General features: G+C 68.2%; 26 protein-coding genes. 20 read left to right on the forward strand and 6 right to left on the reverse strand.

Annotation, left to right across the window (positions count from 1 at the left end; genetic code table 11):
* Positions 1–207 precede the first annotated feature (207 nt).
* Entirely contained in the window at positions 208–597 is a 390-nt protein-coding gene (locus OHA03_RS47335) for a hypothetical protein (RefSeq protein WP_267010134.1), read from the forward strand.
* 518 nt (positions 598–1115) lie between these two features.
* Here the strand turns inward: OHA03_RS47335 and OHA03_RS47340 are convergent.
* Positions 1116–1427 carry a hypothetical protein gene (locus OHA03_RS47340; protein ID WP_267010135.1) on the reverse strand — a complete coding sequence of 104 codons (312 nt, stop codon included), beginning with the start codon at positions 1425–1427 and terminating at the stop codon, positions 1116–1118.
* 92 nt (positions 1428–1519) lie between these two features.
* Between OHA03_RS47340 and OHA03_RS47345 the strand changes: the two genes are divergently transcribed.
* From OHA03_RS47345 to OHA03_RS47375, 7 genes are all read left to right on the forward strand, one after another.
* Positions 1520–2971, forward strand: a complete 1452-nt coding sequence (locus tag OHA03_RS47345) for a hypothetical protein (protein WP_267010136.1) — start codon at positions 1520–1522, stop codon at positions 2969–2971.
* A gap of 423 nt (positions 2972–3394) precedes the next feature.
* Entirely contained in the window at positions 3395–3586 is a 192-nt protein-coding gene (locus OHA03_RS47350; RefSeq protein ID WP_267010137.1) for a toxin-antitoxin system HicB family antitoxin, read from the forward strand.
* The gene (locus OHA03_RS47355) at positions 3583–3879 is read left to right on the forward strand and encodes a hypothetical protein (protein WP_267010138.1); all 297 of its coding nucleotides are present in this window, start codon (positions 3583–3585) and stop codon (positions 3877–3879) included. Before OHA03_RS47350 ends, OHA03_RS47355 begins: the two co-directional genes overlap by 4 nt.
* Before the next feature lie 433 nt (positions 3880–4312).
* Positions 4313–4768, forward strand: a complete 456-nt coding sequence (locus OHA03_RS47360) for a hypothetical protein (protein WP_267010139.1) — start codon at positions 4313–4315, stop codon at positions 4766–4768.
* Between the two features lie 65 nt (positions 4769–4833).
* On the forward strand, positions 4834–5868 hold the full coding sequence (locus OHA03_RS47365) for a DUF6292 family protein (RefSeq protein WP_267010140.1): 1035 nt from the start codon (positions 4834–4836) through the stop codon (positions 5866–5868).
* Between the two features lie 30 nt (positions 5869–5898).
* Positions 5899–6195, forward strand: a complete 297-nt coding sequence (locus OHA03_RS47370) for a hypothetical protein (RefSeq protein WP_267010141.1) — start codon at positions 5899–5901, stop codon at positions 6193–6195.
* Positions 6192–6989: a hypothetical protein gene (locus OHA03_RS47375; protein ID WP_267010142.1), complete on the forward strand. Its 798-nt coding sequence runs from the start codon at positions 6192–6194 to the stop codon at positions 6987–6989. The genes OHA03_RS47370 and OHA03_RS47375 overlap by 4 nt, the downstream gene beginning before the upstream one ends.
* A gap of 67 nt (positions 6990–7056) precedes the next feature.
* On the opposite strand, the gene OHA03_RS47380 is transcribed toward OHA03_RS47375, so the two are convergent.
* Positions 7057–8076, reverse strand: a complete 1020-nt coding sequence (locus tag OHA03_RS47380) for a hypothetical protein (protein ID WP_267010143.1) — start codon at positions 8074–8076, stop codon at positions 7057–7059.
* A 257-nt stretch (positions 8077–8333) separates the two neighbouring features.
* Between OHA03_RS47380 and OHA03_RS47385 the strand changes: the two genes are divergently transcribed.
* Genes OHA03_RS47385 through OHA03_RS47400 form a run of 4 tightly spaced genes read left to right on the forward strand, consistent with a single transcriptional unit; the run spans position 8334 to position 13042 of the window.
* A complete protein-coding gene (locus OHA03_RS47385) occupies positions 8334–8903 on the forward strand; it encodes a hypothetical protein (RefSeq protein WP_267010144.1) in 570 nt (189 codons plus the stop codon).
* Positions 8893–10032 carry a tyrosine-type recombinase/integrase gene (locus tag OHA03_RS47390; RefSeq protein ID WP_267010145.1) on the forward strand — a complete coding sequence of 380 codons (1140 nt, stop codon included), beginning with the start codon at positions 8893–8895 and terminating at the stop codon, positions 10030–10032. Before OHA03_RS47385 ends, OHA03_RS47390 begins: the two co-directional genes overlap by 11 nt.
* Complete coding sequence (locus OHA03_RS47395; RefSeq protein WP_267010146.1) at positions 10029–12524, forward strand: site-specific integrase; 2496 nt, start codon at positions 10029–10031, stop codon at positions 12522–12524. The genes OHA03_RS47390 and OHA03_RS47395 overlap by 4 nt, the downstream gene beginning before the upstream one ends.
* The gene (locus tag OHA03_RS47400) at positions 12488–13042 is read left to right on the forward strand and encodes a DUF6262 family protein (protein ID WP_267010147.1); all 555 of its coding nucleotides are present in this window, start codon (positions 12488–12490) and stop codon (positions 13040–13042) included. Before OHA03_RS47395 ends, OHA03_RS47400 begins: the two co-directional genes overlap by 37 nt.
* A 283-nt stretch (positions 13043–13325) precedes the next feature.
* Here the strand turns inward: OHA03_RS47400 and OHA03_RS47405 are convergent, their stop codons facing one another.
* On the reverse strand, positions 13326–16601 hold the full coding sequence (locus OHA03_RS47405) for a hypothetical protein (RefSeq protein ID WP_267010148.1): 3276 nt from the start codon (positions 16599–16601) through the stop codon (positions 13326–13328).
* 171 nt (positions 16602–16772) lie between these two features.
* Here OHA03_RS47405 and OHA03_RS47410 point away from each other — a divergent pair, with 171 nt between their 5' ends.
* From OHA03_RS47410 to OHA03_RS47425, 4 genes are all read left to right on the forward strand, one after another.
* Entirely contained in the window at positions 16773–16943 is a 171-nt protein-coding gene (locus OHA03_RS47410) for a hypothetical protein (RefSeq protein WP_267010149.1), read from the forward strand.
* Positions 16944–17617: 674 nt separating this feature from the next.
* Positions 17618–17944, forward strand: a complete 327-nt coding sequence (locus OHA03_RS47415) for a hypothetical protein (RefSeq protein ID WP_267010150.1) — start codon at positions 17618–17620, stop codon at positions 17942–17944.
* Between the two features lie 389 nt (positions 17945–18333).
* Positions 18334–18678 carry a hypothetical protein gene (locus tag OHA03_RS47420; RefSeq protein WP_267010151.1) on the forward strand — a complete coding sequence of 115 codons (345 nt, stop codon included), beginning with the start codon at positions 18334–18336 and terminating at the stop codon, positions 18676–18678.
* Positions 18679–18871: 193 nt separating this feature from the next.
* Entirely contained in the window at positions 18872–19102 is a 231-nt protein-coding gene (locus tag OHA03_RS47425) for a hypothetical protein (protein WP_267010152.1), read from the forward strand.
* Between the two features lie 16 nt (positions 19103–19118).
* Here OHA03_RS47425 and OHA03_RS47430 read toward each other — a convergent pair whose 3' ends face one another.
* Positions 19119–19667: a hypothetical protein gene (locus OHA03_RS47430; RefSeq protein ID WP_267010153.1), complete on the reverse strand. Its 549-nt coding sequence runs from the start codon at positions 19665–19667 to the stop codon at positions 19119–19121.
* Between the two features lie 78 nt (positions 19668–19745).
* Between OHA03_RS47430 and OHA03_RS47435 the strand changes: the two genes are divergently transcribed.
* The 3 genes from OHA03_RS47435 (at position 19746) to OHA03_RS47445 (ending at position 20770) form a co-directional block, all read left to right on the forward strand.
* Positions 19746–20021, forward strand: a complete 276-nt coding sequence (locus OHA03_RS47435) for a hypothetical protein (protein ID WP_267010154.1) — start codon at positions 19746–19748, stop codon at positions 20019–20021.
* Positions 20022–20078: 57 nt separating this feature from the next.
* Complete coding sequence (locus OHA03_RS47440) at positions 20079–20309, forward strand: DUF6884 domain-containing protein (protein ID WP_267010155.1); 231 nt, start codon at positions 20079–20081, stop codon at positions 20307–20309.
* A gap of 128 nt (positions 20310–20437) precedes the next feature.
* Complete coding sequence (locus tag OHA03_RS47445; RefSeq protein ID WP_267010156.1) at positions 20438–20770, forward strand: hypothetical protein; 333 nt, start codon at positions 20438–20440, stop codon at positions 20768–20770.
* A 161-nt stretch (positions 20771–20931) separates the two neighbouring features.
* On the opposite strand, the gene OHA03_RS47450 is transcribed toward OHA03_RS47445, so the two are convergent.
* Complete coding sequence (locus tag OHA03_RS47450) at positions 20932–22317, reverse strand: IS1380 family transposase (protein WP_267010157.1); 1386 nt, start codon at positions 22315–22317, stop codon at positions 20932–20934.
* Between the two features lie 1142 nt (positions 22318–23459).
* Here OHA03_RS47450 and OHA03_RS47455 point away from each other — a divergent pair.
* Positions 23460–23669: a hypothetical protein gene (locus tag OHA03_RS47455; protein ID WP_267010158.1), complete on the forward strand. Its 210-nt coding sequence runs from the start codon at positions 23460–23462 to the stop codon at positions 23667–23669.
* 598 nt (positions 23670–24267) lie between these two features.
* On the opposite strand, the gene OHA03_RS47460 is transcribed toward OHA03_RS47455, so the two are convergent.
* The gene (locus OHA03_RS47460; RefSeq protein WP_267010159.1) at positions 24268–24894 is read right to left on the reverse strand and encodes a hypothetical protein; all 627 of its coding nucleotides are present in this window, start codon (positions 24892–24894) and stop codon (positions 24268–24270) included.
* Positions 24895–25035: the final 141 nt, after the last annotated feature.

Genomic DNA, 25035 nt, shown 5'->3' on the forward strand with positions numbered 1-25035 from the left:
GGTGGCCGAAGAGTTCTTCACTCGATACGCCACCATCCGCGGCGACGCTGAGGCCTTCCACCCTGACTACACCGCCGACCGTAAGCGCACCGCGCTGCTCCTGCGTGCCGTCATCGCCGACCTGGTGGCCCTCGCCGACCCCGCGACGCCCACCACGCCGCGCAGGCCGCGGCCGCCGCGAATGCTCTGCGACGCGCCGACTGGCAGATGTCCCTGCCTGCCCAGGCCACTCGAGTCTGGCTGCGTGGTGAGTACCAGCAGCACACCGAGGACGACAGTTCCCACTCGCCGAACTGCCCCGGCGGGTGCCGCGGATCCGGTGAAGTCATCGAGCCGGTCATCTGGCAGAACGACGGTGTGCCCGTCCACGCCGAACCTGTCGCGTGCCTGCGCGGCGAGGACGACGACCCGCACGCCGAGGACTGCACCCGCTGCCACGGCATCGGAAGGAAGTACGACGCCGAGCGCGGCGAATACACCGTCTGCGACACCTACACCCCCGACCCCGCATACGAGCCGGCCCCCACACCGGCCCGCCACGGCGACCCGTTCAGCAGCGCACCGGCCGCCGGCTACGCCGACGAGCCTCCCTTCTAGGCGCCGACAGCCCCCGCATCACGGCGACCGCCGGGCCGGCCACCACCGGCCGGCCCGGCACCCGAGCCCGGAGAACCCGATGAGCCTCGGGGCGATTTGGAGGACGTCGAGGGCTTCGTGTTCACCCGCATCGGCTGGAGCTGCTGACCGTTCCGCAGGTCGGCGTACCGGCCGCGTCACGCCTCATCCCCCAGCCTGCCCGGCAGGATCCGGCGGAGCCCGACGTTCCGCCACAGGCAGAAGGCACGCGGGGACAGCCATTTCACGTCCGAGGACTTCACGTCCGACGGGGCTGGCAGCGTCAATGGGTTGGTCAGCCTGGTGCGCTGGAACGCGCGCGGGCGCTGTCGTTGTCGATGCGTGGGCGGCGAACACGGCTTGAACCGTAAGGACGTCACCGACCGGCTGACGGAGGCCCTGCGCCGTCATTGATTCGTACGCCGGCCACCAGGGCCCTGTCCGCCCGCATCGCGGGAACGGGCAGGGCCCTTTTTTTGTGTCTCGGGCCCCCGGTGACGTCAATTCCACACCGTCGAGGGCGTCGCCGTGCCCGCTGACGGCGCCGCTAACACTGAGGGCTCCAGCGGGTTGATCGGTTCCCAGTCCTGCAGCGCCAGACCAGCTTCGGTTCGTGCTGTGAGCCTGGCACGTACGTCCAGCTCTGTGCCCGGCAGACTGCCGCGCGTCTGGCCGGTGGCCATCATGATGATCCAGGTTTCCACCGGGACGAGGACGTCACCGTTGCACCAGGCAGGCAGGGCCACAAGCGTCGTGCGTTGGCCAGCGCGGACCACGGTTGCACGCGTCGTGATGAGCGGCGAGTGACTCACCCGATACCCCTTTGCGTCGTTCTGTGTGGGGGCGCAGTGATCATCCCGTACATCAGCCGTTCTGACCAGACTGCGCGGAGTGCTACGCCCGGGTGCCGCTGCCGGATTCCTTCGGATTCTGCAACCATCTGCCAATGGTCGATAGCAGGGATCGTTCAGCGCTGCGCGCACTGGTCGGCGAGGTCGTCGCGCTTCTTGAGGGACTGACGCACACCAGGCTGAACCCGGCCTTCGAGCAACTAGGCATGCCACCGGTCCCTGAGGACGCCGGGAGCAAGCGCGTACGGGTTGAAGAGAGTTTCCGTCAGGTGCCCGACGCTGGGCTGCCGCAGGTCACGCGATGCATCTTGGAACAGAGCCCCGTCGATGTGGGTCCATCGATCCGCTTCAAGCTCGAGGACCTGCTGTGGGAAGAGGACGCACCGCCCGAGATACCTAAGAAGGCCCGCCGTGAGCTGGCGCGCGCCCTGAACCTCTCAGAGCTGGCTCAGCACCATGAACGTTTCCTCCGCCTGCTTGATCGCTACTGGATGACCGAAGGTGAGGGCATCTCTTTCGACGAACTCGAAGACCTGCTGTTGAACGGGATGCGGCTGGCGACGCTGAAAGACGACATCAAGCGGCACGTCTTCCGCAACCCCGGAGACTGGTCAGCAGAAGACCTTTTCGAGAACCTCGGCGCGTTCGACGCCGGGGACGCCAGATTCGCCCGCTTTCTGGAGGGCCTGGTATCAGGGGACGTCCTCCTTGATGAGCACCTCCAGGAGACGACCGTCAGCACGATCAACGGTCATCTCCAGGCTGCCGGAACCGAGTTGAGGCAATCCGGCAGTGACGGCGGCTATCCCGTGTTCGCGGTGGTGTCGACGCGGCTGCACGGCAACCAGCGGCCGAAGAACATCATCTTTGCCTCCCTGACCAAACCGGACATCCGCTTCCGGTCCTCGGTGGACAACGACATTGAGATAGTCGGAGGGCGCCGGGGCGACACCCTTGTCTATGACCGGGAGGTCCCCACCGCGGGTCTGCGCTGGCGTGACCTGCACAGCTGGTGGCAGGACACCCGCAAGTTCAGCAGCGAGAATGACGCCAGGACGGATCTCTACCAACGTCTCCTCAAGAGCCTGCCGACCAGCTCACCTGGCCAGATAAGCCTCTTCAAGGCCTACCACACGGCTCTCCCGCTTTCCGCGGAGCATCCCGCCCTCCTGCCCGAAGTGTGGCTGCACTGGGACCCCAAGACCGTTAAGGAGCGCGGCCCTGAGGCGTTGCTGCGCTCACGCATGGACTTTCTCCTGCTGCTGCCTCACGGACAGCGTGTCGTCCTGGAGGTCGACGGATCCCAGCACTACACCCGCGACCGCGGTCGAACTCCGGACACCGCCAAGTACGCGGAGATGGTTGCCGCCGACCGCGACCTCAAGCTCAGGGGATACGAGGTGTTCCGCTTTGGCCACGATGAGCTCGAGCGTCCTGATGACGCCCAAGCCCTGCTGCGGCAGTTCCTCCCAGAGCTGTTCCGCCGTTTCAGGGTGAGCAGCTGACGCCCGCGGTGCCCGCGTCACCCGCCGCTGCGGGAGCGAGATCCCGCGGTAGGGACGACTCGTGGCGGTCTCTGCGATCAGTGCGATCCTGAGTGGAGCTGCCCGGCGCGCGCTCGTCCTCGAAGCCGGCCCGCCGGGCAGTCTTTGCTGGATCGTCCGCGCGTGGTCCGGCTGCGGGCGGACGTCTGACCTGGGCGAATGTGAGGTCGGCAGATCGGACTAGAGGGCTGCAACGTCTCTGTTCGTGCGCCTGTCATCCCGCGCAGTGACGGGTGCGCGAGGTGCGTCGGCCTCCTTGGCGGTCCGTGCTCGCCCCTGGTCTTGCGACGTCTCTCGAGCGGCCGACCCGAATCGGCTGTCTGGCTTGTACACGCAAAATGCCACCACCTGATGCAACCGCCAACCGGTTGCTAGAGTGGTGGCATGGCTGTGATGACGCTCCGCATTCCCGATGACATCGACCCGTCGATTCGCGCCGGCGCGAACGCCGCAGGTCTGTCCCTCAACGCCTACATCGTGCGCGCCGCACGCCGCCAGGCCGTGCTCGACGCCGCCCAGCAACTTGCTCAGCTCGGGCTCGGCGACGACCTGTGCGACGAGGGCGACACTCTGTGAAGCGTGGGGAGGTCTGGGCGCTCGGCGATGGGCGCAACGTGCTCGTCGTTTCACTCGACGGCCTGGAGCAGGCCTATGGTGCGGTGCTTGCGATCGTGCTGCACCCTTCCGGGCGCTTCCCGGACACGGCTATGTCTGTGGTGCTCGAAGAGCCGCTGCCGTGTACCGCGGTCGCGGTCAACGTCCAGCAACTGAGGGTTACGCGCTTCGACGGCGCCAAACTGGTGGGCACCGTCGACACGGCGGCGATGGAGCGGGTCAGTCAGGCCCTCCGCGCCGTGCTGGACCTGTAGAACAGGACGCGTTGCCGCACAACAGTGCCCCGCCATCCCGAAGCTCGGGGGGCGGGGCGCTGTCTGTCCGTACGCGGCCGCCCTGACCGTCCTGGCGCGTGAGCTCTACGCGGCCGCTGTACCGCCGACCGGATCGCCGAACTGCTGCGCACCTGGCGCCCGTAGCCCCTTGGCTGCCCGAGGTGGAAGTGGGCGGGCATGAAAGCGGCCGGCGCCCACTTCCGCCGAGGCGGGTGGCAAGGGCGCCGGCCAACCGAAAACACACACTCCGCGGGAGAACCCGAGAGGCCTGTCTCGTCATCAAGTGTATCCGTACAGCGCGGCGACGGGATGCGCCTGCTTGCGATGGTGATGTAAGGGCGGTATTGTTTTCTCGGTGGCGGGTTGTGGCAGCGCGCCAGCATCGAACACACCTCACGCAAGGAGCAGTCCCGTGCCCGTCTACCTCACCCGGCGAGATACCGACCACCAGGTCCAGGACCTCGAGGCCCCCACCGTTGTTGACGCCGCCGACCGGGCCGACTTCGACAACGCGCACCTGGCCTGGCCGGCCACCGCCGCGGCCGCGACCGCCGAACTCGCAGAGCTGGCCCGCGACCTGGCCGGCGCCGACGTCACCGTGAAGTGGCACCGCGACGGTCTCGACCTGCCGAACCTCGCCGCCGGCCCAGGCGACACCGCCGGCATCCGCGTACGCGCCACCGGCCGCGCCCCGCACGCCCTGTACGTCATCACCGCCACCGACCTGGTCCCGCACACCCACGCCGCCGGCGCCCTCGCCTACCTCCAGCCGCTCATCGACGCCGCCGCCCTCGGCTGCGACGGATGCGGCGCCGATCCCGGCGAGCCGTGCCTGCCGAACTGCCTGCCGGACCCCTCAACCACCTGAACCGCCCGCTCCGGGCGGGGCGCTGACACCGGCGCCCCGCCCGCCCGTGATGGAGAGACAAGACGATGATCCGCGCCGGACGCCTCAAGTACGCACAGACCATGGCCGATCTGGCCGCCCAGCTCGGGATGCCGCTCGGCACCTTCCGCAACAAGCAGCCCCACACCCAGGAGGGGCACCCCGCCCCGATCAGCTCGCCCACCTCCCGGGCGCTGCTGTGGGACAGCGAGCAGACTGCCGCCTTTCACGCCGGTAAGCCCGTCCCGGCCCTGCCGGAGGTCGATGGTGACGAGGACCTGCTGGACCGCCACGAGGCAGCCGCCGAGCTGGGTGTGTCCGCGGCAAGCTGGAACAAGTACAAGAGCGACCCGAAGCTGACCGAGCACGTCGTCCTGGTCCCGGCCGGCGACGGCGGCACCGAGCACTGGCCGCGCCGCGTCGTCCGTGAGTTCAAGGAGTCCCGGCCCGGCCGCGGTGCCGGCGGCGGCCGCCGAGTCGGCAGCGGCGACATGATCCCGCGCGACGAGATTCTGCCCCGGATCGCCGAACTGCTCGACGACAACCCGGCGATCACGCTCACCGAAGTCGCCGACACTCTGGGCATCGCGAAGTTCCCCACCGCCCAGGCCGGCCTCGCGCAGCTGCGCGGCCGGCGGATCGCCGACCTGATCGAGGTCGACCCCGACCTCCCCCCGCTCGAGGCCGCCGAGCGCCTCGGCTACCCGACCGCCACCCGCCGCGGCGCCGCGGCGATCGCCGCGGCAGAGCTGCAGACCCGCCAGGCACGCCCGTACCTGCAGCAGGTCGCCGACGCCCTGGCCGCGGCCGGCGTCGCCGACCCGATCCAGATCGAGCTGCGCCGGCTCGGCGACGAGCACCTGGCGGCCGCGCTCCCGCTCACTGCCGGCCGGACCTGGCCGGCGCTGGTGTGGGACGAGCGCTACGGATGGCGCACGGCAACCAGTCGGCGCCACCCGATCGGCAAGGACACCGGCAGCGCACCGGAAGGCGAAGGCATCCGCTACCTCGCAAGCGGCATCCGACCGGAGCCGGCCGAGGTCCTCGAGGCCCTGGCCTCCGCTGAGGAAGCAGAGCGCTGATGCCGACCGAGCTCGGAATGCGGTGATCGCATGAGCGTCCTCGTCACCACAGCAGTCGCGCTCACAGTCGGCTACCTGCTCGGTCGGCTCCGTCCCTGGGATCGGCTGGGCAACTGGGCTGCCGATCAGGTCCGCTTCACCGGGGCGTGGGTCCAGGGCGGCACCGGCCGCCAGGCCGTCGTCGTCCTGGCACACGCCATCACCGCGCCGCGCACCACCTGGAACATGATGCGCACCCCGGCCACCGAGACGCAGGCGCCGATGCCCGTCCGCGATCCGAACTGGGGCACCGACCGGACCCCGAAAGACAGGGGAGGAGCAGCATGAGCACCGAACAGCACGACGCATACGGGGAAGAGCTGGCCCGCATCAGCCGACACCAGAGCGACGCGACATCCGCGCGCTTAAAGGTGTTCGAGGCGCTGGCCAGCGCCGGGTACTCGCACACCCAGGCCGATGAGCTGGTCTCGACACTGGAGGCCGGGGCAGTGGCCGGGGCCCACACCTGGGTTTCCGAGAGCAGCGCCCCGCACGGCGCGGAGCAGGCTTTCGACGATGGCTGGTTCGAAGGCGTCCGCGCGGTCGCAAGCGAGCTGCTGCGCATCGCCGACAACACCGCCGCTCAGCGTGGACGCGCAGTCTCCAGCGCCCAACTGCTCGCCCATCTCCGGCAACCGGCACCCCGCGCACCGCAGACCCCAGCGCCGGGGCCCGGGCCGGCCCCGGCGCTCGATGTGGAGGAGATCCTGACGGCGGCGCAGCGATGCACGTGGGCCTGCGCCGACCCGGTCTTCGATCTCGATGCTTCGCGCGAGATCCTGACCGTGGCCCTCACCGCCGTCCGCGAGGACGAGAAGGACGGTTACGTGAAGCGCCTGGAGGCGTTCGCCGACCAGCACCGCCAGCGCCTTCAAGAGCTGCTGCGCGCGTACGGGCCGGGCAGCGCTCCCGCCGAACACGGCCGATACGCCCTGGTCGGCCAGCCCGAGAGCCTGATCATCTGCGAACGGCTCGAAAGCGCCCCGTCCCTCCTGAACGGAGTGTGGTCCGAAGAACTCCCGGAAATCCTGCTGGACGACCTCTACTTCGCGTGGGGACCCCGCCACCGCCCCCGCCGGTGAACAGGGCAGCGCCGAGGCGGGACGGGCCTTGCTGCAGCCCGTAACAGCACCCGCTGCCGCATGATCTTCAGCTGGCCTGCAGGTAGCTCGCCGCAGGACCAACGGTGCCGGAGCCGAAGCGGGCGTTGAGCGCATCGATCGCCTGCTCGGCGCGCAGCCGGTGCTCCCGGCCGCCATCGAAGGAGAGCTGCTCGGCAACCGCGGCCGCGTCCAGCAGCTGCTCGCAGCGCAGAGCGACCGCCCGCACCCGGGCCCGCTGCAGCCCCAGGGCCCGATACATCTCGTACGCCGCGTCACGCAGATCATCAGTGTGCGCAGAAGGGCCGCCCGGCAGCTGGCGGCTCCGATGGATCTGGGTGCGGTCGGCGAAAGTCACGGTGAGCGTCACAGCCCTTGCCGCCTGCCGGCGATTCCGAAGCCGCTCCCCGAGCTCGACCGCCAGCGACAGCAGCGCGGACCTCACCAGCTCCGGGGCAAGGGTGTCAGTCGGGAAGCGGCGCTGCGCGGCCGCGCTGTGCGGCAACTCGGCCGGCACGACCTTCCGCCGGTCGATACCGCGGGCCCGCTCGCGCAGCAGCCGGCCGGACTTCCCGCCCAGCACCCGCTGCACCGTTGCCTCCGGCAGACTCGCCAGCAGCCCGACCGTGTGCACCCCGAAGGCGGTCAGTGTGCGTTCCTGGGCGCGGCCGATGCCGTGCAGCTCCCCGACCGGCCGCGGGTGAAGGAACGCCGCCACCTCAGACGGACTGGAGCCGACCGCTCGCACCCCGCCCGGCCCCGGCTCCCGAGACGCCATGGCGGCGATCGTCCAGTTCGGGCCCACACCGATCGTCACCGGAAGCCCGTACAGGGCCAGCGACCGGGTCCGGATCATGCGGGCAAGGTCTGCAGGATCCCGGTCGAAGAACCGGACACTGCCGAAGACGTCCGCCACCAGAGCGCCCGGCGGCAGGGCCTGCACCACCGGCGTCACGTCGCCGGTCAGGCCGAGCAGCAGCCTGTACAGATCCGGATCCACGTCCATCGGGCAGCGCAGATGCAGGATCGACGAATCGAACCCCACGGCCTGGTCGTGCTCCTCACCCATGGCGACACCTCCACCCTCACCGTACTCGAACAAGAATCGAACACGCAGCATTCTCGGCACCCCGGGCGGGTCCGATTGGGCAGTCGCAGTTGTCCATCCGCAGGTCCGGGGTGGCCAGCCACCGCCCGAAAGAGTCGCCAAACGACGAATCGAAGCGAGGGCTTGCCCGCGACGTCTCAGGCTTGCCCACCGCGCGCCGACTGAGGCTTGCCCAACCCGCTGACCTGGGACAACGTCCGATGGGTACATGTACCGGTATGGGACGCATCCACTGGCCAGACATGGTCGACCGCGCCCGGGACATCGTGACCGGCTACGGGGAGATGGGCTGCACGCTGCGCCAGGTCCACTACCGGCTCGTCGCCGAAGGCCTCATCCCCAACACCCCGCCCACCTACCGGCGTCTGTCCTCCCGGCTGGCCCAGGCTCGCCGCGACGGCCACTTCCCCGACCTGATCGACACCCTGCGCGAAGTCCACGTGCCCCCAGCCTGGGCCGACGCCCGCGACTTCCTTGGTGACGTCCCCGACTGGTTCGCCCTGGACCGCACCGCCGGCCAGAAGACCGCGCTGTACGTCGCGGCCGAGAAAGACACCCTGCGCCGCATGTTCACCGACTGGCTCGCGGACCTCGGCATCCCGGTCCTGGTCGTACGCGGATTCAGCTCCCAGACCTACGTCGATATCGTCCGAGCGCGCACGGCCCGCGACCCGCGCCCCGCGGTCCAGCTCTACGTCGACACGTTGCAGATGAGATCGGAGGAGATCCTTGCGGGCCTTTCCTGTTCAACTCCCGTCCGGGGTTCGGTACTGGACGGTGCTGGATGACAACTTGGCCGTGGTCTCGGAGGCGGACGCGTTCTTGCGGCATGTGCGGTTCGGCAGAGACCAGGCGGAGCTGACGACGCGTACGTACGCCGGGCATGTCGCGCTGTTCCTGCGTTGGTGCGGGCGGACCGGCCGTGAATGGCGGGTGGCGGCTGAGGAGTTGGGGCTGTTCGTCGTGTGGCTGAAGTTCGGCTCGGAGTCGGTCACGGGCATCGACCGGCCAACGGGGACGGGGCTGGTGTACCCGGGGCCCGGGGCCAAGCCCGTACGCGAGCCGGCCCGGATCGAGAACATCCTCACCGGAGTGCGGCAGTTCCTGCTGCACGGCATCACGACGAAGGCGGTGCCCTCGGCGGTGATGGCGCAGCTCTACGAGGTGGCGGAGTCTTGGGACCTCCCGGAGCAGGCCCGCGGGGAGGACCTGACCGGCTACCGCATGCGGCCGCGGCACCGGGTGAAGGTGCCGCGCAAGAAGGGCGAGCGGGCCACCGACCGCGAGATCGTGGAGCTGTTCCTCGCGTGCCGCAACGCGCGGGACCGGTTCATCGTGCTCCTGCTCGGCCGGGCCGGGCTGCGTCCGGGAGGGGCTGCTGGCCTGCGGCGCGAGGACATGCACTTCATGCCGGACTCGACCGCGCTGGGCTGCCCGAAGAAGCGCTCTCACCTGCACACGCTGCGGCGGGACAACCCCAACGGCGCCTGGGCGAAGCGGCAGACGGCGGCGGCGCCGGGACGGTGGAAGCCCGTCGACCACCTGGTCGTGACCGCCTACGACCAGTACGTGATGGAGCGGATGGCGCTGCCGCATGGGCCGGCCAGCGACTTCGTGCTGGTGAACTTGTTCGCCGAGCCGCTCGGTGCCCCGATGACCACGGACGGCATCACCGAGCTGCTCGGGCGGCTGTCGAAGCGCGCCGGGCTGTCGAGGAACGTCACGCCGCGGATGTTGCGCCGCGCGGCGGGCAGCAACGTCGCGGACGCCGGCGGTGGGCAGGACGAGATCGCCGCGCTTCTGGACCACGCCCGGCTGTCCAGTGCCGAGCCGTATCTGACCCCGGACCCCGACCGGCTGCGCGCCGCGGTGGACCGGGTCCCCTCGCCGCGCGAGCTGGCAGGGGAGGGCCGATGACGGCCAGAACCGCAGCCCTGCCGACGGCTCCGGCCCCCGGGCCGGACGCGGACGATGCCGAGCTGGCGGCTTTTCTGTGGTCGTTGATCGGCAAGGACTTCCTGGATGGGGCGGGCTGGAACGCCGATCGCCGTGTCCTGGACCCGCCGATCGGTCACCCGACTCTGGGCGGACGACGCTGTCCGGTGCCCGGCTGCATGTCGCCGGTGAAAGGACTCAAGCTGTGCAGCACCTGCTACACGCGCCACCGTAAGTCCTCGTTGTCCTATGAGGAGTTCGTCCGGATTCCGCGTACTGCACCGCACTTGCATCTGCCGGTGGGCGACTGCCGGGTGTCCGGCTGCGAGCGGCCGTGGACCGACTCGGGCGGGCGGCCGGTGTGCCGGACGCACTGGTGGCAGCTGCAAAAGCACGGCGGCACGCTTGAGGAGTTCCTCGCCGACCCCGCGGTGAGGGGCCTGCCCAGTCTGGGGGACTGCGCCGTGCTCGCCTGCAACCGCCAGGCGGTCAGCGCGGGCGGCACACGTCTGTGTCATCCCCACGAGAAGCAGCTCTGGGCCCGGCGCAAGAAGCCCGGCTTCGACGAGCCGTTGTGGCTGCGGACCGCGCCCTCGGGCGGCTTCGCCGCCCAGGTCAGTTTCCGTGGCCTGCCGGACCTCGTCGTGGCCCAGCTGCTGTTCGGGCTTCAGCACCGCTGCCACAAGGGCGCCCGCACGGAGATCGGTAACTTCCGGGCCCTGATCGACAGGACCATCCGTCCCTCGCAAGCACGGCGCCTGGAGGACGTTCCGGAACCGGCCTCGAACAGCGAGACCCTGATCCTGCTGAACCGCACCCGTGCCTACGCGATCCGGGCCTGCAAGACGCCCGAGGGCGAGTACGCCAAGGACGTGTGGGACCTGACGGCGTTCGGGCACCGGGGCACGCTGGACTTCACCGTGATCCCGCAGCCCTGGCTGCGCGAGGGCGCCAAGCGATGGGCCCGCGACTACCTGTCCCAAGTCCGCTCCAAGAGCACCTCCTCGCATGGCCGCAACCACATCAACGGCCTCGCCAAGCTCGCGGAGACCCTGCGCGCCCGCCCGGACGGCGGCCTCGACCTGGCCGCGCTCTCCCGTGCCGACATCGAGAACTTCCTGAACAGGATGTCGTTCCTCGAAGCCAACGGCCGGATGACCACCAACACCCGCCGTTCCTACGTGCGCATGGCCCGCAACGTCCTCAAGCAGGCCCGAGCCCTCGGGGCGACGCGTCCCGGCGGGCCGATGGCCGGACTGCCGGACGACTTCACCATCACCCGCCTCGACGTCCCCAAGGCGCCGGAGCCTCCCGAGGAGGGGCAGGACCTTCCCGCCGAGGTGATGCGCCAGCTCTGCGCCCACCTCGACCTCTTCGAGGACATGACCTGCCGCGAACAGCGGCTCACGGTCGAACTCCTGATGGACACCGGCCGCCGACCCGAGGAGATCTGCCGCCTGGAGTTCAACTGCCTTATCCGCGACGGCCAGGGCAAGCCCGTGCTGGTCTACGACAACTGGAAGGAACAGCGTCAGCGGCGCCAGCTGCCCATCCACGAGCCGACCGCGAAGCTGATCCTCGAACAACAGGAACGCGTACGCGCCCGTTTTCCCGACGAGCCGGTATCGAAGCTGGTCCTGCTGCCCACCCAGAGCCTGAACCTGCGCGGCGACCGGGCGATCGACTCTAACCACCTCAGCGGCATGCACCGCGACTGGGTTGAAGCCCTCCCCGAGTTCCGGCTCGACGACGGCACCGTCTTCGACAGGGAGAAGATCTTCCCCTACGCCTACCGGCACTCCTACGCCCAGCGCCACGCCGACGCCGGCGTCCCCATCGACGCCCTGGCCGAGCTGATGGATCACGAAAGCCTCGAAACCACTCGAACTTACTATCGAGTCAAAGAAGTGCGCCTTCGTGAGGCGGTCGATCGCGTCACCCAGATGCAGTTCGACCGCCACGGCACCCGGATCTGGGGCAAGGTCACCACCGTCCTCGACGCCGAGCGCACCCGCCGGGCCGTCGGCTCGGTCCACGTTCCCTTCGGCACCTGCTCCGAGCCCTCCAACGTCGCCGCCGGCGGAGGCGCCTGCCCGCTGCGCTTCCGCTGCGTGGGCTGCGACCACTTCTCCACCGACGTCTCCTACCTCCCCGAACTCCGCGCCTACCTCGACGGGCTGCTACGGCAGCGGGAGAAGCTGCGGTCGATGACCGAGGCCGACGACTGGGCCCGCGCCGAGGCCACCCCCTCCGACGAGGAAATCACCCGCGTCCGGCGCCTGGTCCGCCGCGTCACCGAGGACGTCGACGCACTCACCGACGACGAGCGCACCGAGATCCAGCAGGCCGCCGCGATCCTCCGCAAGACCCGGCTGGGCTTCCTCGGCATGCCCCGCATCCGCCAGCCGCTGCCCGACCTGCGACCGGAGCGACCCGCATGGCCACAACCGACCCGGCCATCCCGGCGATGCTGAACGGCCGGCGAGCCGACACTGGCCGGCGCCGCCAGCGCGTGCTTGCCGCCCTGGCCGAGGCCGTGAAGGACGGCTCCGAGGTCAGCGTCGCGGCCATCGCTCGGCGCGCGGGCGTCGACCGCACCTTCCTCTACCGTCACCGCGACCTGCTCGGCCAGGTCCACGCCCAGGCCGCCGAGCCGCCCACGATCCCCGGCAACCGGGGACCAGTTGTCAGCCGGGCGTCGCTTCAGGCCGACCTGATGGCTGCCGACGCCCGCACCGCCCGTCTCGCCGCTCAGGTCCGCCGCCTGGAAGCCCGGCTCAGCGAGGTCCTGGGGGAGCAGGTATGGCGCGAGTCCGGCATCGGCGGCCCAGACGACACCGAGCAGCTACAGGCCCGGATCACCACGCTCGAACAGCAGGTCGTCGACCTGGAACTCAAGCTCCAGGACCGTGACGACGACCTCGCTGCCGCCCGCGCTGCCAACCGTGAGCTCATGGCCCAGCTCAACCGCGGACGCGACCTCGATCGGTGAATCCCGATGCCGCCGTGCTCAAAGTCAATCTGACTACATTGGAACCAACAGGCTCGGGTCCGGAATGTCGCTGAGGGCCTGCAAAAGCTCTCCCCGGAGCTGTTCTTGCGTCCGCGGGGCTCCACTGTGAAGGAGGTCATGCAGCCTCTGCCATGCACCCGCGTACCATACGCACAATGTGCGACGAGTGGTCTGTGACAGCGGACCCCACCCCTGAGCACCAGCTTCCCGCACCTTGTCTGCCCACTCGTTAGTGCGGTCGATTGATGGCGCGTTCCGGTGCTCAGGGCCATGGCTGCGCGATGGCGCCGTCAAGTTCCAGGCCATAGCGGAGGAATCTCTGCCAGCGGCTGCCGGTTCGGTCGGCCTTCCGACTCCAGCGGAGAGCTAGGTTGATCGGGCCAGTGTAGTTACCTGCATTGGCGGCCTCAACGACCAGGCGCTCGGCATCCGTATAGCTTTCGGCTTGTGCTCGAAGATGGGCCACGAAGCACAGGATTTCTGTGTCACCGTTGCTGGCTGCCCGTCGGGCGAGATTTTCGGATGCGGTGCGATCTCCGGCATTCTCTCGACGTACGATTAGGTGGTGCAGTACATCGGTTTCGCCGGTTGCTTCTGCCTGCCGGTAGAATTTCTCGGCTCCTTCGGGGTCCTCGGCCTCTTCCCTGAGCCGGGCTAGTTCGAGCCATGCACGGGCGCTTCCCCCGTCAACAGCATGCCGGTACCACTGTTCGGCGGATGCCCTGTCCCCGGATTTTTCGTGAAGTCGCCCGAGGCCATAGAAGGCTTCGATGTTTCCGTCGTCGGCGAGTCTCTGATATAGGAGTCTTGCGCCGTCGTGGTTCCCAGCCTCTTCTCGCAGCCTGGCCAGGGCAAACGAAGCAAATGGATCACCCGCGTTGATGGCCTTGTGTGCTGCCCTTGCGGAGTCCTCCCGTGCCATATGCTGCCGAAGCCAGATGAGGCCAAGCACGACATTCGCATCGCGGCCAAGCACGACATTCGGATTGCGGCCAAGCGCGACATTCGCATCGCGAGTGCCCCGTTCGAGCCTTCGGATGGTTCCGCGGTCTTGGAGCTCTCTCCGCAACTGAGACAGACTCACGACCTCGACAGGGTCCTCATCTGTTTGCTGAAGCTCGGACATAACTTCCTCGCGATCTGGATGTTGAGAAAGTTCCCGGATCGCCGCGAGTAGGGACGCCGAGTCGGGAACTCCGCTCTCAACGGCCAAACGTGCCATGCCTTCAGCGCCCGGCAGATCCCCCATCTTGACGCGGATCTGGGCGAGTCTGTGCCAATTTGCTTTGTCCCCAGCCTCGGCGGCCTGCTGATACAGCCGTGCGGCGCCGGGGAGGTCGCCCATCTTTTCCCGCAGTGCGGCCACGGCGTTTGAAGCATGTGTCGTCTCGTGGAACGACAGTCCTTGAGCTTCACCAGCATCGACTGCCCTCTGCGCAAGGCGTTCAGCCTCGGCATGCTCACCGGCTTCCTCGTGCCTGACAGCCACTACGGCCATTGCCATGACGTTCCCGCCAGAAGCGGCCTGCTGGTAGACCAGATCCGCGCCAGGATAATCTCCCGCCCGCTCCCGAAGCCTGGCTAGTTCGCGCCACACATCTGTGTCTCCGGCATCAGCAGCCTGCTGGAAAAGCCGCTCTGCTTCGACATAGTCCCCTGTATTTTCCCGCCTCATCCCCAGTGTCCTGAGGCTGCTGGGATCTCCGGCGTCGGCAGCTAGCCGGGCAAGGCGTTCAGCGTCCTGATGTTGCCCGGCCTGATCCCGCCGCACCGCAAGATCGTGCAGAGCGCGAGTATTGCTGTTTTCAGCAGCCTCCTGTGCCAGATTTTCGGCGCCTGCGGTGTCCCCTGCTTTTTCTCGCAGCATGGCCAGGGGGGCCATGGCGTCGGTTTCCCCGGCATCCGCAGCCTGTTGGTAGATGCGTTCAGCTCCTGAGGGGTCCTTGGCCTTCAGTCTGTATCTGGCCAGGGTGAGTAGGGCATTTGTATCTCCGGCGTCAGCAGCTCGCTGGAACAGGCTCGCAGCAGTCCGGAGGCGCCAGCGCTTCTCGGCGGCCTCGCCCAGCAACTTCAGATCACCGGGATTGGTGATCTGGCTGGCGGCTGCAGCCCAGAATCCCTCTGGGGGCATTTGGAGGCGGCGCGACTCGGAAAGGTGCTGCAGAAGGTAGTCGGCCAGCAGATAGGCGGGCTCGTCCGTGTCCAGTCCGAGGCCTGGTAGTGGACTGTCCCTGGTCAGAGGCCCTGGGATGCCTCGGCTCGGTTGGCTCGTGTATGCGGTCGCGCGGTCGAACCAGGTAGCCCGCCATTCATCGGTCTGGGCGCGCCAGTGCTCCGGGTCGAGATAGGCGCCAGCGGCGGCGCGCAGGAAGGGCTCTGGAAGGACCTCGGCATGCCCCAAGCGGCGGGCGTCGGCCGCTGCATCAAGTAGCGCACGGGCTTCAGGCGGAGCGAGGCGGTACAGGTGCATCAACTCGCGGGCACCAGCAAGGTACTGGGCGACTCGCCGGCCAGCATGTTCCAGAGCTTCGGCCAGGCGTGGGTCGTGGATCGCCGAGTCCAGCAATACTTCGACATCCTCGTCGCTGAACTCTTCGGGAACGGGGATCGCTGTCCCCGAGCCAATCAGTGCCCGGCCGCACTGGTGCTCGTCTCCGCCAGCCGACTGCACGGCGGGCGGGCGGGTGAGCAGGTGATGATGCTCCCGCCAGAGCGTGCCAACGATCAGGACAGGGCCACGCTCAGGCGTGACGAGCAGCTCGGTCAGGGCTGCTGCGGCCTGTTCTCCTTCCCCTGGCCGCGCGGTGAGGAGATAGCGCTGTGCTTCGTTGAGCCACAGCACCGTGTGTGCGAGTGAGGACGACTCCGCGAGGCCGTCGAGAAGGGTTCGATGGTCTGCGGGGCGCCACACACGCCAGCCTTCCAGGGGCTGAATGGCCTCCCACAGCGCACGGGTTTTCCCCGTGGAGGACCCGCCCACCAGCATGACCAGGCGACTCCTGTCACGGGCCAGGTCGATCTCCGCATCCAGCGCCCTGTCATGGTGGCGTCTCAGATACAGGGGCAGCTGCTTCAGGGGGCTGGAGGCACTGCTAGGGGCCTCGATCGCAGGGTGCACCTCCAAAACGCGCACCGGATCGACATCCCGGATCGCTAGGCCCACCCCGCTGGCAATTCGAGAGTCGGAGCGCGTCGGAGTTTCGGAAGGGCGCCGTGCACGCTTCCATACCTCCTGCCACGCAAGGAACTCACTCCGCCGCCGGGCACTGTCGGCAGGGTTGGCAGGCGAGCCGGACTTCCAGTCCAGCAGCACCTCGACCACCTTCCACAGCGGCAGGAACTCCTTGGGTACGCTGACGCCGCCGAACCAGTCAGCGACCGTCTTGGGAGAACTCCCCGCGGACCGACATGCCTCCGCGCGCGAACTACCAGGCCTGGCCCGTAACGCAGCGCGCTCCAAACCGGTCAACTGCTGGGCCAGCACTGTCTTGCCCGGGTCCTGAACCGCATCCGCCACTACCCAATACCCCTCTTCCACGTCCGTCCGGTGTCCGGAGCGTCCGGTTCTCGCTCTGGCTATCCCTGCTCCCACCTGGGCAGACAACATCCGTGTCCGTCCGGTCCGGCAGAAGAAGCCCCATGTCCCGCCCCCGCCGTTGAGTGGCGCCAGCCCGCACCACCCGGTGCGGCGAACAAGGGGAGGAAACCCATGGATCCTGCACTCGCCGCCGCTTTGACGATTGTCGCCGGACTGCTGATTGTCGCCGTTGCCGCCGTTCTCGTCACCCGGTTCGCGCTGAACGGCACCACCTCAGCGGACCGCGCGAGCGTGCTCACCGCAGTGGCCGAGCTCATTCGCGCAATCCGAGGAAAACGCTGACGGAGTCGAAGATGGTGCACCAACCCAAGCCGCTGACAACCACACCACATCCTCGGGGAGCAGCGTGCGAGGGCTGCTCCCCGAGGATGTGGCGTCGGCATCCTGTAGGCGCGGCGGCTGTGTCAGGTGAGGCAGCCGCCGCTGAGATGCCGGTACGTGCCGCCCTGCGGACGGAGCCGGCGGGCAATGACTGCTGGCTCCTCCGAGGGCATGTCGGGCATCGAAGCGCGTTTCACAGATCTGGCGGGTGCCCGAAAGGTCATCGCGGAGGTCGCACCAGCAGGAACCGAACCCGATCCACCCGAGACGAATACCGCCTACCAGGCCATCGTGAACGCCTTCAACCAGCACCCGCCCTGGAGTTCCGAGCCCGTGAGCTACACGAACTCCTGGGCATGCCCACCGACGAGGCATCCGTCAACATCACCCGCAGCCGTCTCGGACGCCTCACCCGCCAAGGCTTTCCCACCCAGCCCGGACGAGGCCGCTACCAGAAACGGACTTAACGCCCACTGAGTGAATCTCGCGGCGAGCTCCGTGCACCACACGTGTTGCACCCGCTATGGTCGTCTCGACCGCTTCTGAGCTGTGCGGATTCGAACCGCACGCTCGCGGCGCCCCGGAGAAACGTCGGCGACTTCGACTGCTCGGGCGACGACATTCAACGTGACTGGGTGGCGCGCACCAACTGCTGGTCGACGGTCGAGCGGGTCCTGCTTACCCGCGAGCAGGTCTTGACGTACGAACTGCCCGCGGCCGAAGGAAAGCGTGATGACCCGCGCTGGCCGGCCTTCGCCCGCCGGTACGGCTTCGACGTCGGTCAGCCCGTCCAGTGGGAGGTCGAAGCCCTCGAACCGGCCGAGCTCCAGCGCCTGGTGCTCGAAGCCGTGGAGCTCTACATCGACCACGCGCAGCTCACCCGGCAGCTCGCCGAGGAGCGGCGCCAGCGCCGGCGCCTGACTGAGTTCCTCGGCCGCTTCGGCGGCTCGGACGGCGCATGACCTTTGGGCAAGCCTGCTGCGGAGCACCCCGGATGAGGGTTGCACCCACAGTTGTCTGCACAGTTGTCTGCACAGGGGGACCCAAAGTTGCACCGGAGGTACTACCGGAGGTGTGAACCCCCCTTTTGTGATCTTGAGCGTATTGCCTGGTCAGCCCCGGTGGGCAAGCCCTTTTCGCACGCCGACACCTCTTTCTCCGCGTTAGTCGGAGGAAGAGGCTTTGTTGTCTGACGGCCCGACGCGGCCTGCTCGCACCGGCGCCCTCTCGTCGCTGCTCGGTCCGCACCCGCCTACTCACCCCTCCCGCGATTTCGGGTCAAAATACCACTGGGGCACCCTACAGATAATCGCTTCGCCCCCGCGGATCAAGGCGTCATAGGCTCCAGGACATGCACAGCACCTTGACGGAGCACGCCCGGTGTCTCTATGGAGACGAGTTCGGACCGACGCCTGAGTGCGACCTCGACCACCGGGAGCACTACTTCGTCGAGGAACTGACTTTTGCTGATGCGGATTCGATCCTCGCCATGCTCCGTGAGCTCTGCCCTCACGTGGTCGATGGTCGTTTGCCAGTCTGGGTTCGCAACCTGTCCTACCGGTTGGTGCTCCTGCAGCGACCTGATGAGCCAGCGCTGATGCGCGAGGCTGCCGAGAACTTGTGGCTGCACGGACCGGACTGGGATGGCGTCGCGGCGGACCTGACGAGGCGGGCAGACGCCCTGGAGGCCGGCTGAGTTGGGACGCGGTGTTTATGGTGCGAGCCGGAGACTGATCGACGCCAGCGACCAGGCAGGAGTTGGCGGCGCGACACGCCCGGATACTCCCGGACGCCGAGATTGTTGCCCACTACTTTTAGCAACTCCGCCCGCGATCGGCCCCGTCGGTCCGTGAGCTGGGTAGTTCGGATAAGCCTGCGTTCGGTGTCCGATGCTCCGAGTCGATCCGCAGCAGCGCCGACGTCTGGAAGAGATCATCCGCAACCTCGGTGACCGCATCAAGGAGGCCCGCGTCAACGGCTGGCTCGGCGAGGTCCAGGGACTCCAGATCAGCCTCGAAGCCGCCCGCAACAAACTCTCCTCCCTCGACCGACTCACCCGGAACCGCAACCGAACCCCGGTCACCCTGGGCATGCCGATCATCCCGGGGGAAGCACGATGAGCCTTTCGATAACCGACTACTGCTCGTCTCGGCTGAGTACCTCGCTGGCGAACCGAATGAACGCCGACCCCGCGCGCTGCATACGCTCGATCGAGTCCTGCACCTTCGCCTTTGCCTCATCCACAGCCGCCGTGCCCGCCGCGTTGCTCGCCAACAGGTCGCGAAGCGCCGTCAGTTCCCGCAACGTATCGAACGTCGTCGTCTGAACCTCGGACGCCCGGCTGAGAGCTCCGAGAGGGCCTTCCAGACCTACGGTCAAGGCGGCGAACTTCAGCTTTCCCAGCAGTTCTGGGGCCTGATGGAGGCGCCGATCTGCCTCCTGAAGATCAGGTGGTGCCTGACTCACAGCGTGACGGAGCCCCAGCACCAGATCTTCGGTTGCGGAATCTGCCGTCATCAGAGCGACATAGACATCACGCCGCACTTGCCTCAACCACTGATTCTGTTGGGCACGAGCCTGGATCCGAGCCTGCCCCCTGGTCGCCCAGGCTGTCAGTACCCCTGCCACCGTGGTGCCGACCACGCCGACAACCGCACCTGCTACCGCAGCCACCCCCGCATCCACGCCTCACATTCTGCCGACACCACGGCGGTCTTACGAGGGGCATTGATCGTTTCGTTAGTCCAGAAAAGCTTGAGCTGCGTGTTCTGTGTGCTCGCCGGATTCACCGTGCGGGTGCGCGCTGTCCGGCTGTGCTGGGCGCTCGGCCTGCCGCTGCCGGAGCAGTACACCGAACTGGAAGCCCGGATCGGCCACCGTTTCAAGGAGCAGTACAGCCTCGCCGACGTCGTTGCCGAAGCCGCCCGGATCGAGGCCGCCGAAGGCCCGCTGTCCTGGCGCCGCGGCGACGCGATCCGTGACCAGCTCGGCGAGGCGGCGGCAGCCGCCTACCTCGAACGCCTCGCCCTGGCTGCCTGAAACCGACCGTGCCCGCCGCATCCGTGCGGCGGGCACGGTCCATCCCGGAGGGACGCCGTGACCACTAATCCCAACTGCCCGGTCGTCGTCGTGCCGTGCAGTGCAGCCAAGCTCTCCACCACCGCGCCCGTCCCGGCCGCGGACCTCTACGTCGGATCGTTCCACCGGCTGTGCCGCCGGGCGGCCCACGCCATCGCCGGCGGCACCGGTGCCGTCCTGGTCCTCTCCGCGGCCCACGGCTTCGTGACGCTCGACGAGCCCCTGGCCCCCCTCCACCGCGCTTGGTGACGCCGGCTCCGCAGCGTTGAAGCCCGGGGCCTCTGCAGCATGGCGCATGCTTCAAGCTCGGTAACTAGTTGCTGAGCTTGTCGAGCCTCGGCTAGCCTGTTAGCTAGTTACTTAGCTCAGGAGGCAGGATGTTGCAGATTCGGCTTGGACACGACGCGCCCGCGCTGATCGATGACTGGCTCGGTCGATCCCGGATCGGCTTCCGACCTGGGATGACCGAGTCGGAAGCATGGGAGGCCGGGCGAGGGGTCTGGAAGCTCAAGGCTGCCAACGTGCTTGCCCAAGAGGAGATCCAGATCATCAGCCTGGATGGAATTGTCCGAGCAGTGGCGACGATCACCGGAATCAAGAAGTGCGGAGACCGGCAGGCGGTTGAAGGAGACTTGCTGATCGGGGACCCGCGAGTCGGCAAGCTGACCACTACGCCGCACCGATCAAGAAACTCCGTCGAGTACTTCTGAGCCCGGATCCACCGGCTTGATTGTGGTGTGATCGGTTCGGGGTCGTGTAGGGCGTGTCGGGGCTGGGCTGCGGATTCGGGCATGGGGTGGCCGCTGGCCTGCCCAGCCTTTCCACTTTTCCGCAGGTCTCGGGCCCTTTCGGGCAGGTCGGTCGGGGAGCGTCAGAGGGCTGGTGGCGCGTGCACGATGCTGAAGAGTTGGGTGAAGTCCGTGTTCCAGGGCCAGTGTTCGGGCAGGTGCAGGGTGAGGCGGCGGGCCGAGCGAGCCAGGCGGGCGGGCACGTTGATCAGGTGGTCACGGATGGTGGCGGTGGCCGCTCTGGCATGGAACGTTCCGGCCAGGGCGCCGGCGGCGCGGGTCAGGTTGTGCGCCAGGGCTGCCAGGGCGAGCCACGCGGCATTGGCCTGGAAATGTCCGGACGGCGCGTGGGCGAAGGCGCTGTTCTTGACATCCGCGATCACCTGCTCGACGACAGCGTGCCGTCGATGATCACGCTCGGCGTCCTTCAAGGAGAGCGGGGAGTCGGTGAACGCGGCGTGGTAGCGCCAGGTGTCAAACAGCGTGCCCTGTCCGGCGGGGACGGTGCTGCTCAGGCGTTTGACGCGGCGCACGATCAGACGGGCGGTGACCTGCTCCTTCTTCGGCTTGGAAGTGAAGGCGGTGTAGCCGGTCTCGGCTATCTCGGTGTCGGAGATCCAGCACTGGCCCTCCTCGTCCCAGACCGCCTTGGGGTACTTGATCGGCGTCCAGGCGTCCTCGTCGATGCGGGCGATGGCGGCCTTGACGGAAGCGTTCATCCGCACCGTGATGGAGAAACGCGCGCCCAGCGCCCGGCAGGAGTTGACGACATCGGCGCCGTAGAACGCGGAGTCCGCTCGCATCACCAGCAGGCCGCTCGCGCCGCAGGCGCGGGCGGTGCGGATGGTCTCGGCGACGAACGCTGCCGCGCCGCGTGCGGAGTTCGACGGTCCCTTACGCAGCCTGGTGGCGGCGATCACCGGGGCGGCCAGGGGCGTGGAGACGATGCCGAGCAGCGCGTTCAGGCCCTTGACCTTGCTGTATCCGTAGCCGGCGCCCTGCTTGGCGTAGCCGTAGGTGCGGCGGATGGTGTCGTCGATATCCACGTAGGCGACCTGGTCCGCGCCGGGCAGCAGCGGGGTATGACGGGCCAGTGCGGGCAGGAACCGGCGGGCCACAGCGTGCAGTTGCTTCACATGCCCGTGCGTGAAGGAACGCAGAAACGACCCCAGCGTGGACGGCGCCCGCACCCCGGCAAACAGGCGGCCCATCGCGCCATGCCGTAGCCGGTGCATGTCATCGATGCTGTCGGCGCCCGCGGCCATGCCGCCCACCAGCGACATCAGTTTCGCCGCGGGAAAGGCGCCGGTGCCGTCCTTCGATGCGGGCAACCTGATGAGCTCGTCGGCCAGAGCTGGCAGACCGCACCGCTCGGCCAACCGCACCACCGGCTCCAGCCCGCCGCACGCGATCAGGTTCGGGTCATCGAACGCGGATGAGACCGCCGCTGCGGCATGGGAAGATTGCATCTCGGAAGTGCCTTGCCGATCGTGCCTGATGTGGTCCTAGAGAAACCCCATCATCGCAGGTCACAAGGCACTTCTTCGTTCCCCGAGAAACTGTCCACAGACATCAAGCCGGTGGATCCAGGCTGAGTGCCACAAGCGGGCTGCCCGGCGCCTGCGCTGACGAGTCAAGCCTGCCCCGCCTGGACGCCTCCGAGACCATCAGCACAACACGCCCAGACTTGCCACGGAAGCCGTCCGGCCGGACGGCCTGCGCCCCCTGGCCGGTTGCCGCGGCATCGGCCAGCAGCGCCACCGACTGTCCCGCATCGCCGCAGCCGAGCAACCGCTGCTCCTGGCACAAGAGTTCGCCGACGGCGCGAGTTCGCCCGCCCACAGATCCGCCGCCCGCTAAAAGCTGCTGACCAGGGCGAGCCGACCGCCCATCCGCCCGACCTGCGCCCACGCCGCCAGTCGCTGGGAGAAGGTCCCGCGGGATCCGGCACACGAGCACAAAGACGCTGAACGACGATCCACCCCTCTCGGCGGGTGGCGTGGGGACCGGCCGGTCGGGAGACGATCGTGACCAAGCGCACCGCCCTGCAGAAGCGAGCTCGCGCGCTGCAGACCGAACGGGGCATCGGCTACCACACCGCCCTCAACCTCGCCCGGGAGCAGGCAGACCCGCCCCGCACCACCACCGCCACGCTGCGCCCGAGCAGGCAGCCCGGGCGCCATTTCCCGACGGTCGAAGGCCGCGACCACACCGTCTACGACGGCGATCTGGGGCGGTACCTTGACGGCTGGACTCCGTCGCCTGGTCAGGACGTCGGCCGCCTCTTCGCGACCGGCGCCGGGACGCTCGAGCTCGTCCGCGACGAGCAGGGGCAGCTCGAGGACCAGGCCGACGCCGTCTGGGCCGGCACCGGCTGCAGGCGCTTCGGCGCCGACGGGCCGGGCATCTTCGACACGCACCTGCCGTACCTGATGGCCGTCGTGGCCGCGTTGGAGGCTGCCGGCGCCTGCATCGCCGATTTCGACCTCTACACCGGCGCCCGGCGCCTGGCCGGCACCGTCGGGGCCATCTGCTTCGAGGGGTACGCCTACGGCTCGAAGTCAAGGGTGAGGAGCTGGGCGAGCTGGGCGGCGTCCTGCGCCTGGCCCTCGTGCAGACGTGGCACCCGGGCCTGCTGCACGCGGTTGCCCCGACCTCCGTCAAGAAATTCGTCACCGGCTCCGGCCGGGCCGACAAGGACAAGATGCTGCTCGCCGTGTACATGCGCTGGCAGTTCGAGGCACCGAACCACGACGTCGCCGACGCCTACACCCTCGCCCGGATCCCGGCCCACCTCGACCCCGAGCTGCGCCTTCGCTGATCTTCATCACGCCGGTGGGCGGGACCACTTGGTCCCGCCCACAGCCATGTCGCCGTTGCCGTGAGTCGGGCGCCCAGGCGCTTCAACGGCTCCGCGCGCTCGACGGGCAACCCGGATTCGCCCCCCGAGTCTGTCGCAGCTACACGGGGTGCCGGACGCGCTTGTCGGAAAGCGCGGGTGGCCCGTAGCCGGTTGCAGGAACTCGCGAACCGTGGCACAGAGCCCGTTCTGACCTGCGGATTCTGAATCTACCTCCCGTCGTGCAATGGCGAGTTGATCTCGGGCCAGCTGTCACTTGCCCGGACGCAGGGCGGGCTGGTGCGGTTGCGGCGTGCTGGCAGGGCAGGGCGGGTTCTGGCGAGGTCCCCCAGGTCCCGGCGGCAACGCCTCAGCCACACACCGTGTCGTTCTCCCCGAACGCCATCGGCTCCGGCCCCCATCAGCACCATGCCGATCAGAAGCGCCTGGACAACAGGCCGTCAGATCGGCTACAGAGAGCTACTTGTCACTTCGCGGCAGCTTTGGAAGTACAGGGCCGACATGCGGATGGGCCCGGCCTGGTGGCCGGGCCCATCCTCGGGTGTGACGTGAACGCCCCCTACTTCACCTCTTTCCCATTCTCGTCAATGTAGACCTTGACAATCTTGGCGCACGTGAATGTCGTACCTATGGGGCCTGGAATTGCCCCACCGGCCCCCCAGATCATGTCCACAGGGTGGCCATTGTCCATCGCTTGGAACCAGGATTTCCCGCTCTCAATCCCACTTGAGACCGTGTAAACCGCTTCCAATGTCCCGGTTATATTTTCGGAACCAGCTGAAGCTATGCATTTCAATATCTGCACTCCAACCGGGTCTGGATTGAACACCGGGACATCAGGGTTGTCCCCTGTGGGACCTTGGAGCTTGAATCCCTTTCCGCAGTAGCCGCTGGCCCAAATCCCCCCCGCCTTCTCGCAGGACTGCTGATCTGTTACTCCGACCTGGGTCTCGCCGCCGTCGCCGCCGTGGTGGGTCTCGCCGCCGTCGCCGCCGTGGTGGGTCTCGCCGCCGTCATGGCCGCCGTCACCCCCGCCGGGCCAGTCGCCCCCACCGTCATGGCCGCCGTCACCCCCGCCGGGCCTGGAGCCAGGAAGCGGCCCCGCCGGTGGGTGGGGCCGCTTCGTTGTGGCCGACTCAGTGCGCGTCGCCGTCGATGCGGCGGCGCTGGGGGTGAGGCAGCTCACCGTTGGCGCGCAACGCCAGCTTGACCTGTGCTGGGGGGCGGAGTGGTCGGCGGCAGTCGGGTTCGGGTGCGCTTCGTGCTTCGGCACCTCGCTTCGGGCTGCCGCCTTTCTTGCCCCGGCGCTTCGGGTTGAACGGCGGTG

Source organism: Streptomyces sp. NBC_00154 (assembly GCF_026342835.1).
In the GTDB taxonomy this organism is placed as follows: domain Bacteria; phylum Actinomycetota; class Actinomycetes; order Streptomycetales; family Streptomycetaceae; genus Streptomyces.

Excerpts from the sequence above, each read along its gene's own strand:
- OHA03_RS47395 (WP_267010146.1), top strand. The coding sequence starts at position 10,029 with ATGACGGCCAGAACCGCAGCCCTGCCGACGGCTCCGGCCCCCGGGCCG.
- OHA03_RS47425 (WP_267010152.1), top strand. The coding sequence starts at position 18,872 with ATGCTCCGAGTCGATCCGCAGCAGCGCCGACGTCTGGAAGAGATCATC.
- OHA03_RS47350 (WP_267010137.1), top strand. The coding sequence starts at position 3,395 with ATGGCTGTGATGACGCTCCGCATTCCCGATGACATCGACCCGTCGATT.
- OHA03_RS47375 (WP_267010142.1), top strand. The coding sequence starts at position 6,192 with ATGAGCACCGAACAGCACGACGCATACGGGGAAGAGCTGGCCCGCATC.
- OHA03_RS47410 (WP_267010149.1), top strand. The coding sequence starts at position 16,773 with ATGGATCCTGCACTCGCCGCCGCTTTGACGATTGTCGCCGGACTGCTG.
- OHA03_RS47400 (WP_267010147.1), top strand. The coding sequence starts at position 12,488 with ATGGCCACAACCGACCCGGCCATCCCGGCGATGCTGAACGGCCGGCGA.
- OHA03_RS47335 (WP_267010134.1), top strand. The coding sequence starts at position 208 with ATGTCCCTGCCTGCCCAGGCCACTCGAGTCTGGCTGCGTGGTGAGTAC.
- OHA03_RS47385 (WP_267010144.1), top strand. The coding sequence starts at position 8,334 with ATGGGACGCATCCACTGGCCAGACATGGTCGACCGCGCCCGGGACATC.
- OHA03_RS47380 (WP_267010143.1), bottom strand. The coding sequence starts at position 8,076 with ATGGGTGAGGAGCACGACCAGGCCGTGGGGTTCGATTCGTCGATCCTG.
- OHA03_RS47370 (WP_267010141.1), top strand. The coding sequence starts at position 5,899 with ATGAGCGTCCTCGTCACCACAGCAGTCGCGCTCACAGTCGGCTACCTG.
- OHA03_RS47365 (WP_267010140.1), top strand. The coding sequence starts at position 4,834 with ATGATCCGCGCCGGACGCCTCAAGTACGCACAGACCATGGCCGATCTG.
- OHA03_RS47450 (WP_267010157.1), bottom strand. The coding sequence starts at position 22,317 with ATGCAATCTTCCCATGCCGCAGCGGCGGTCTCATCCGCGTTCGATGAC.
- OHA03_RS47420 (WP_267010151.1), top strand. The coding sequence starts at position 18,334 with ATGCACAGCACCTTGACGGAGCACGCCCGGTGTCTCTATGGAGACGAG.
- OHA03_RS47445 (WP_267010156.1), top strand. The coding sequence starts at position 20,438 with ATGTTGCAGATTCGGCTTGGACACGACGCGCCCGCGCTGATCGATGAC.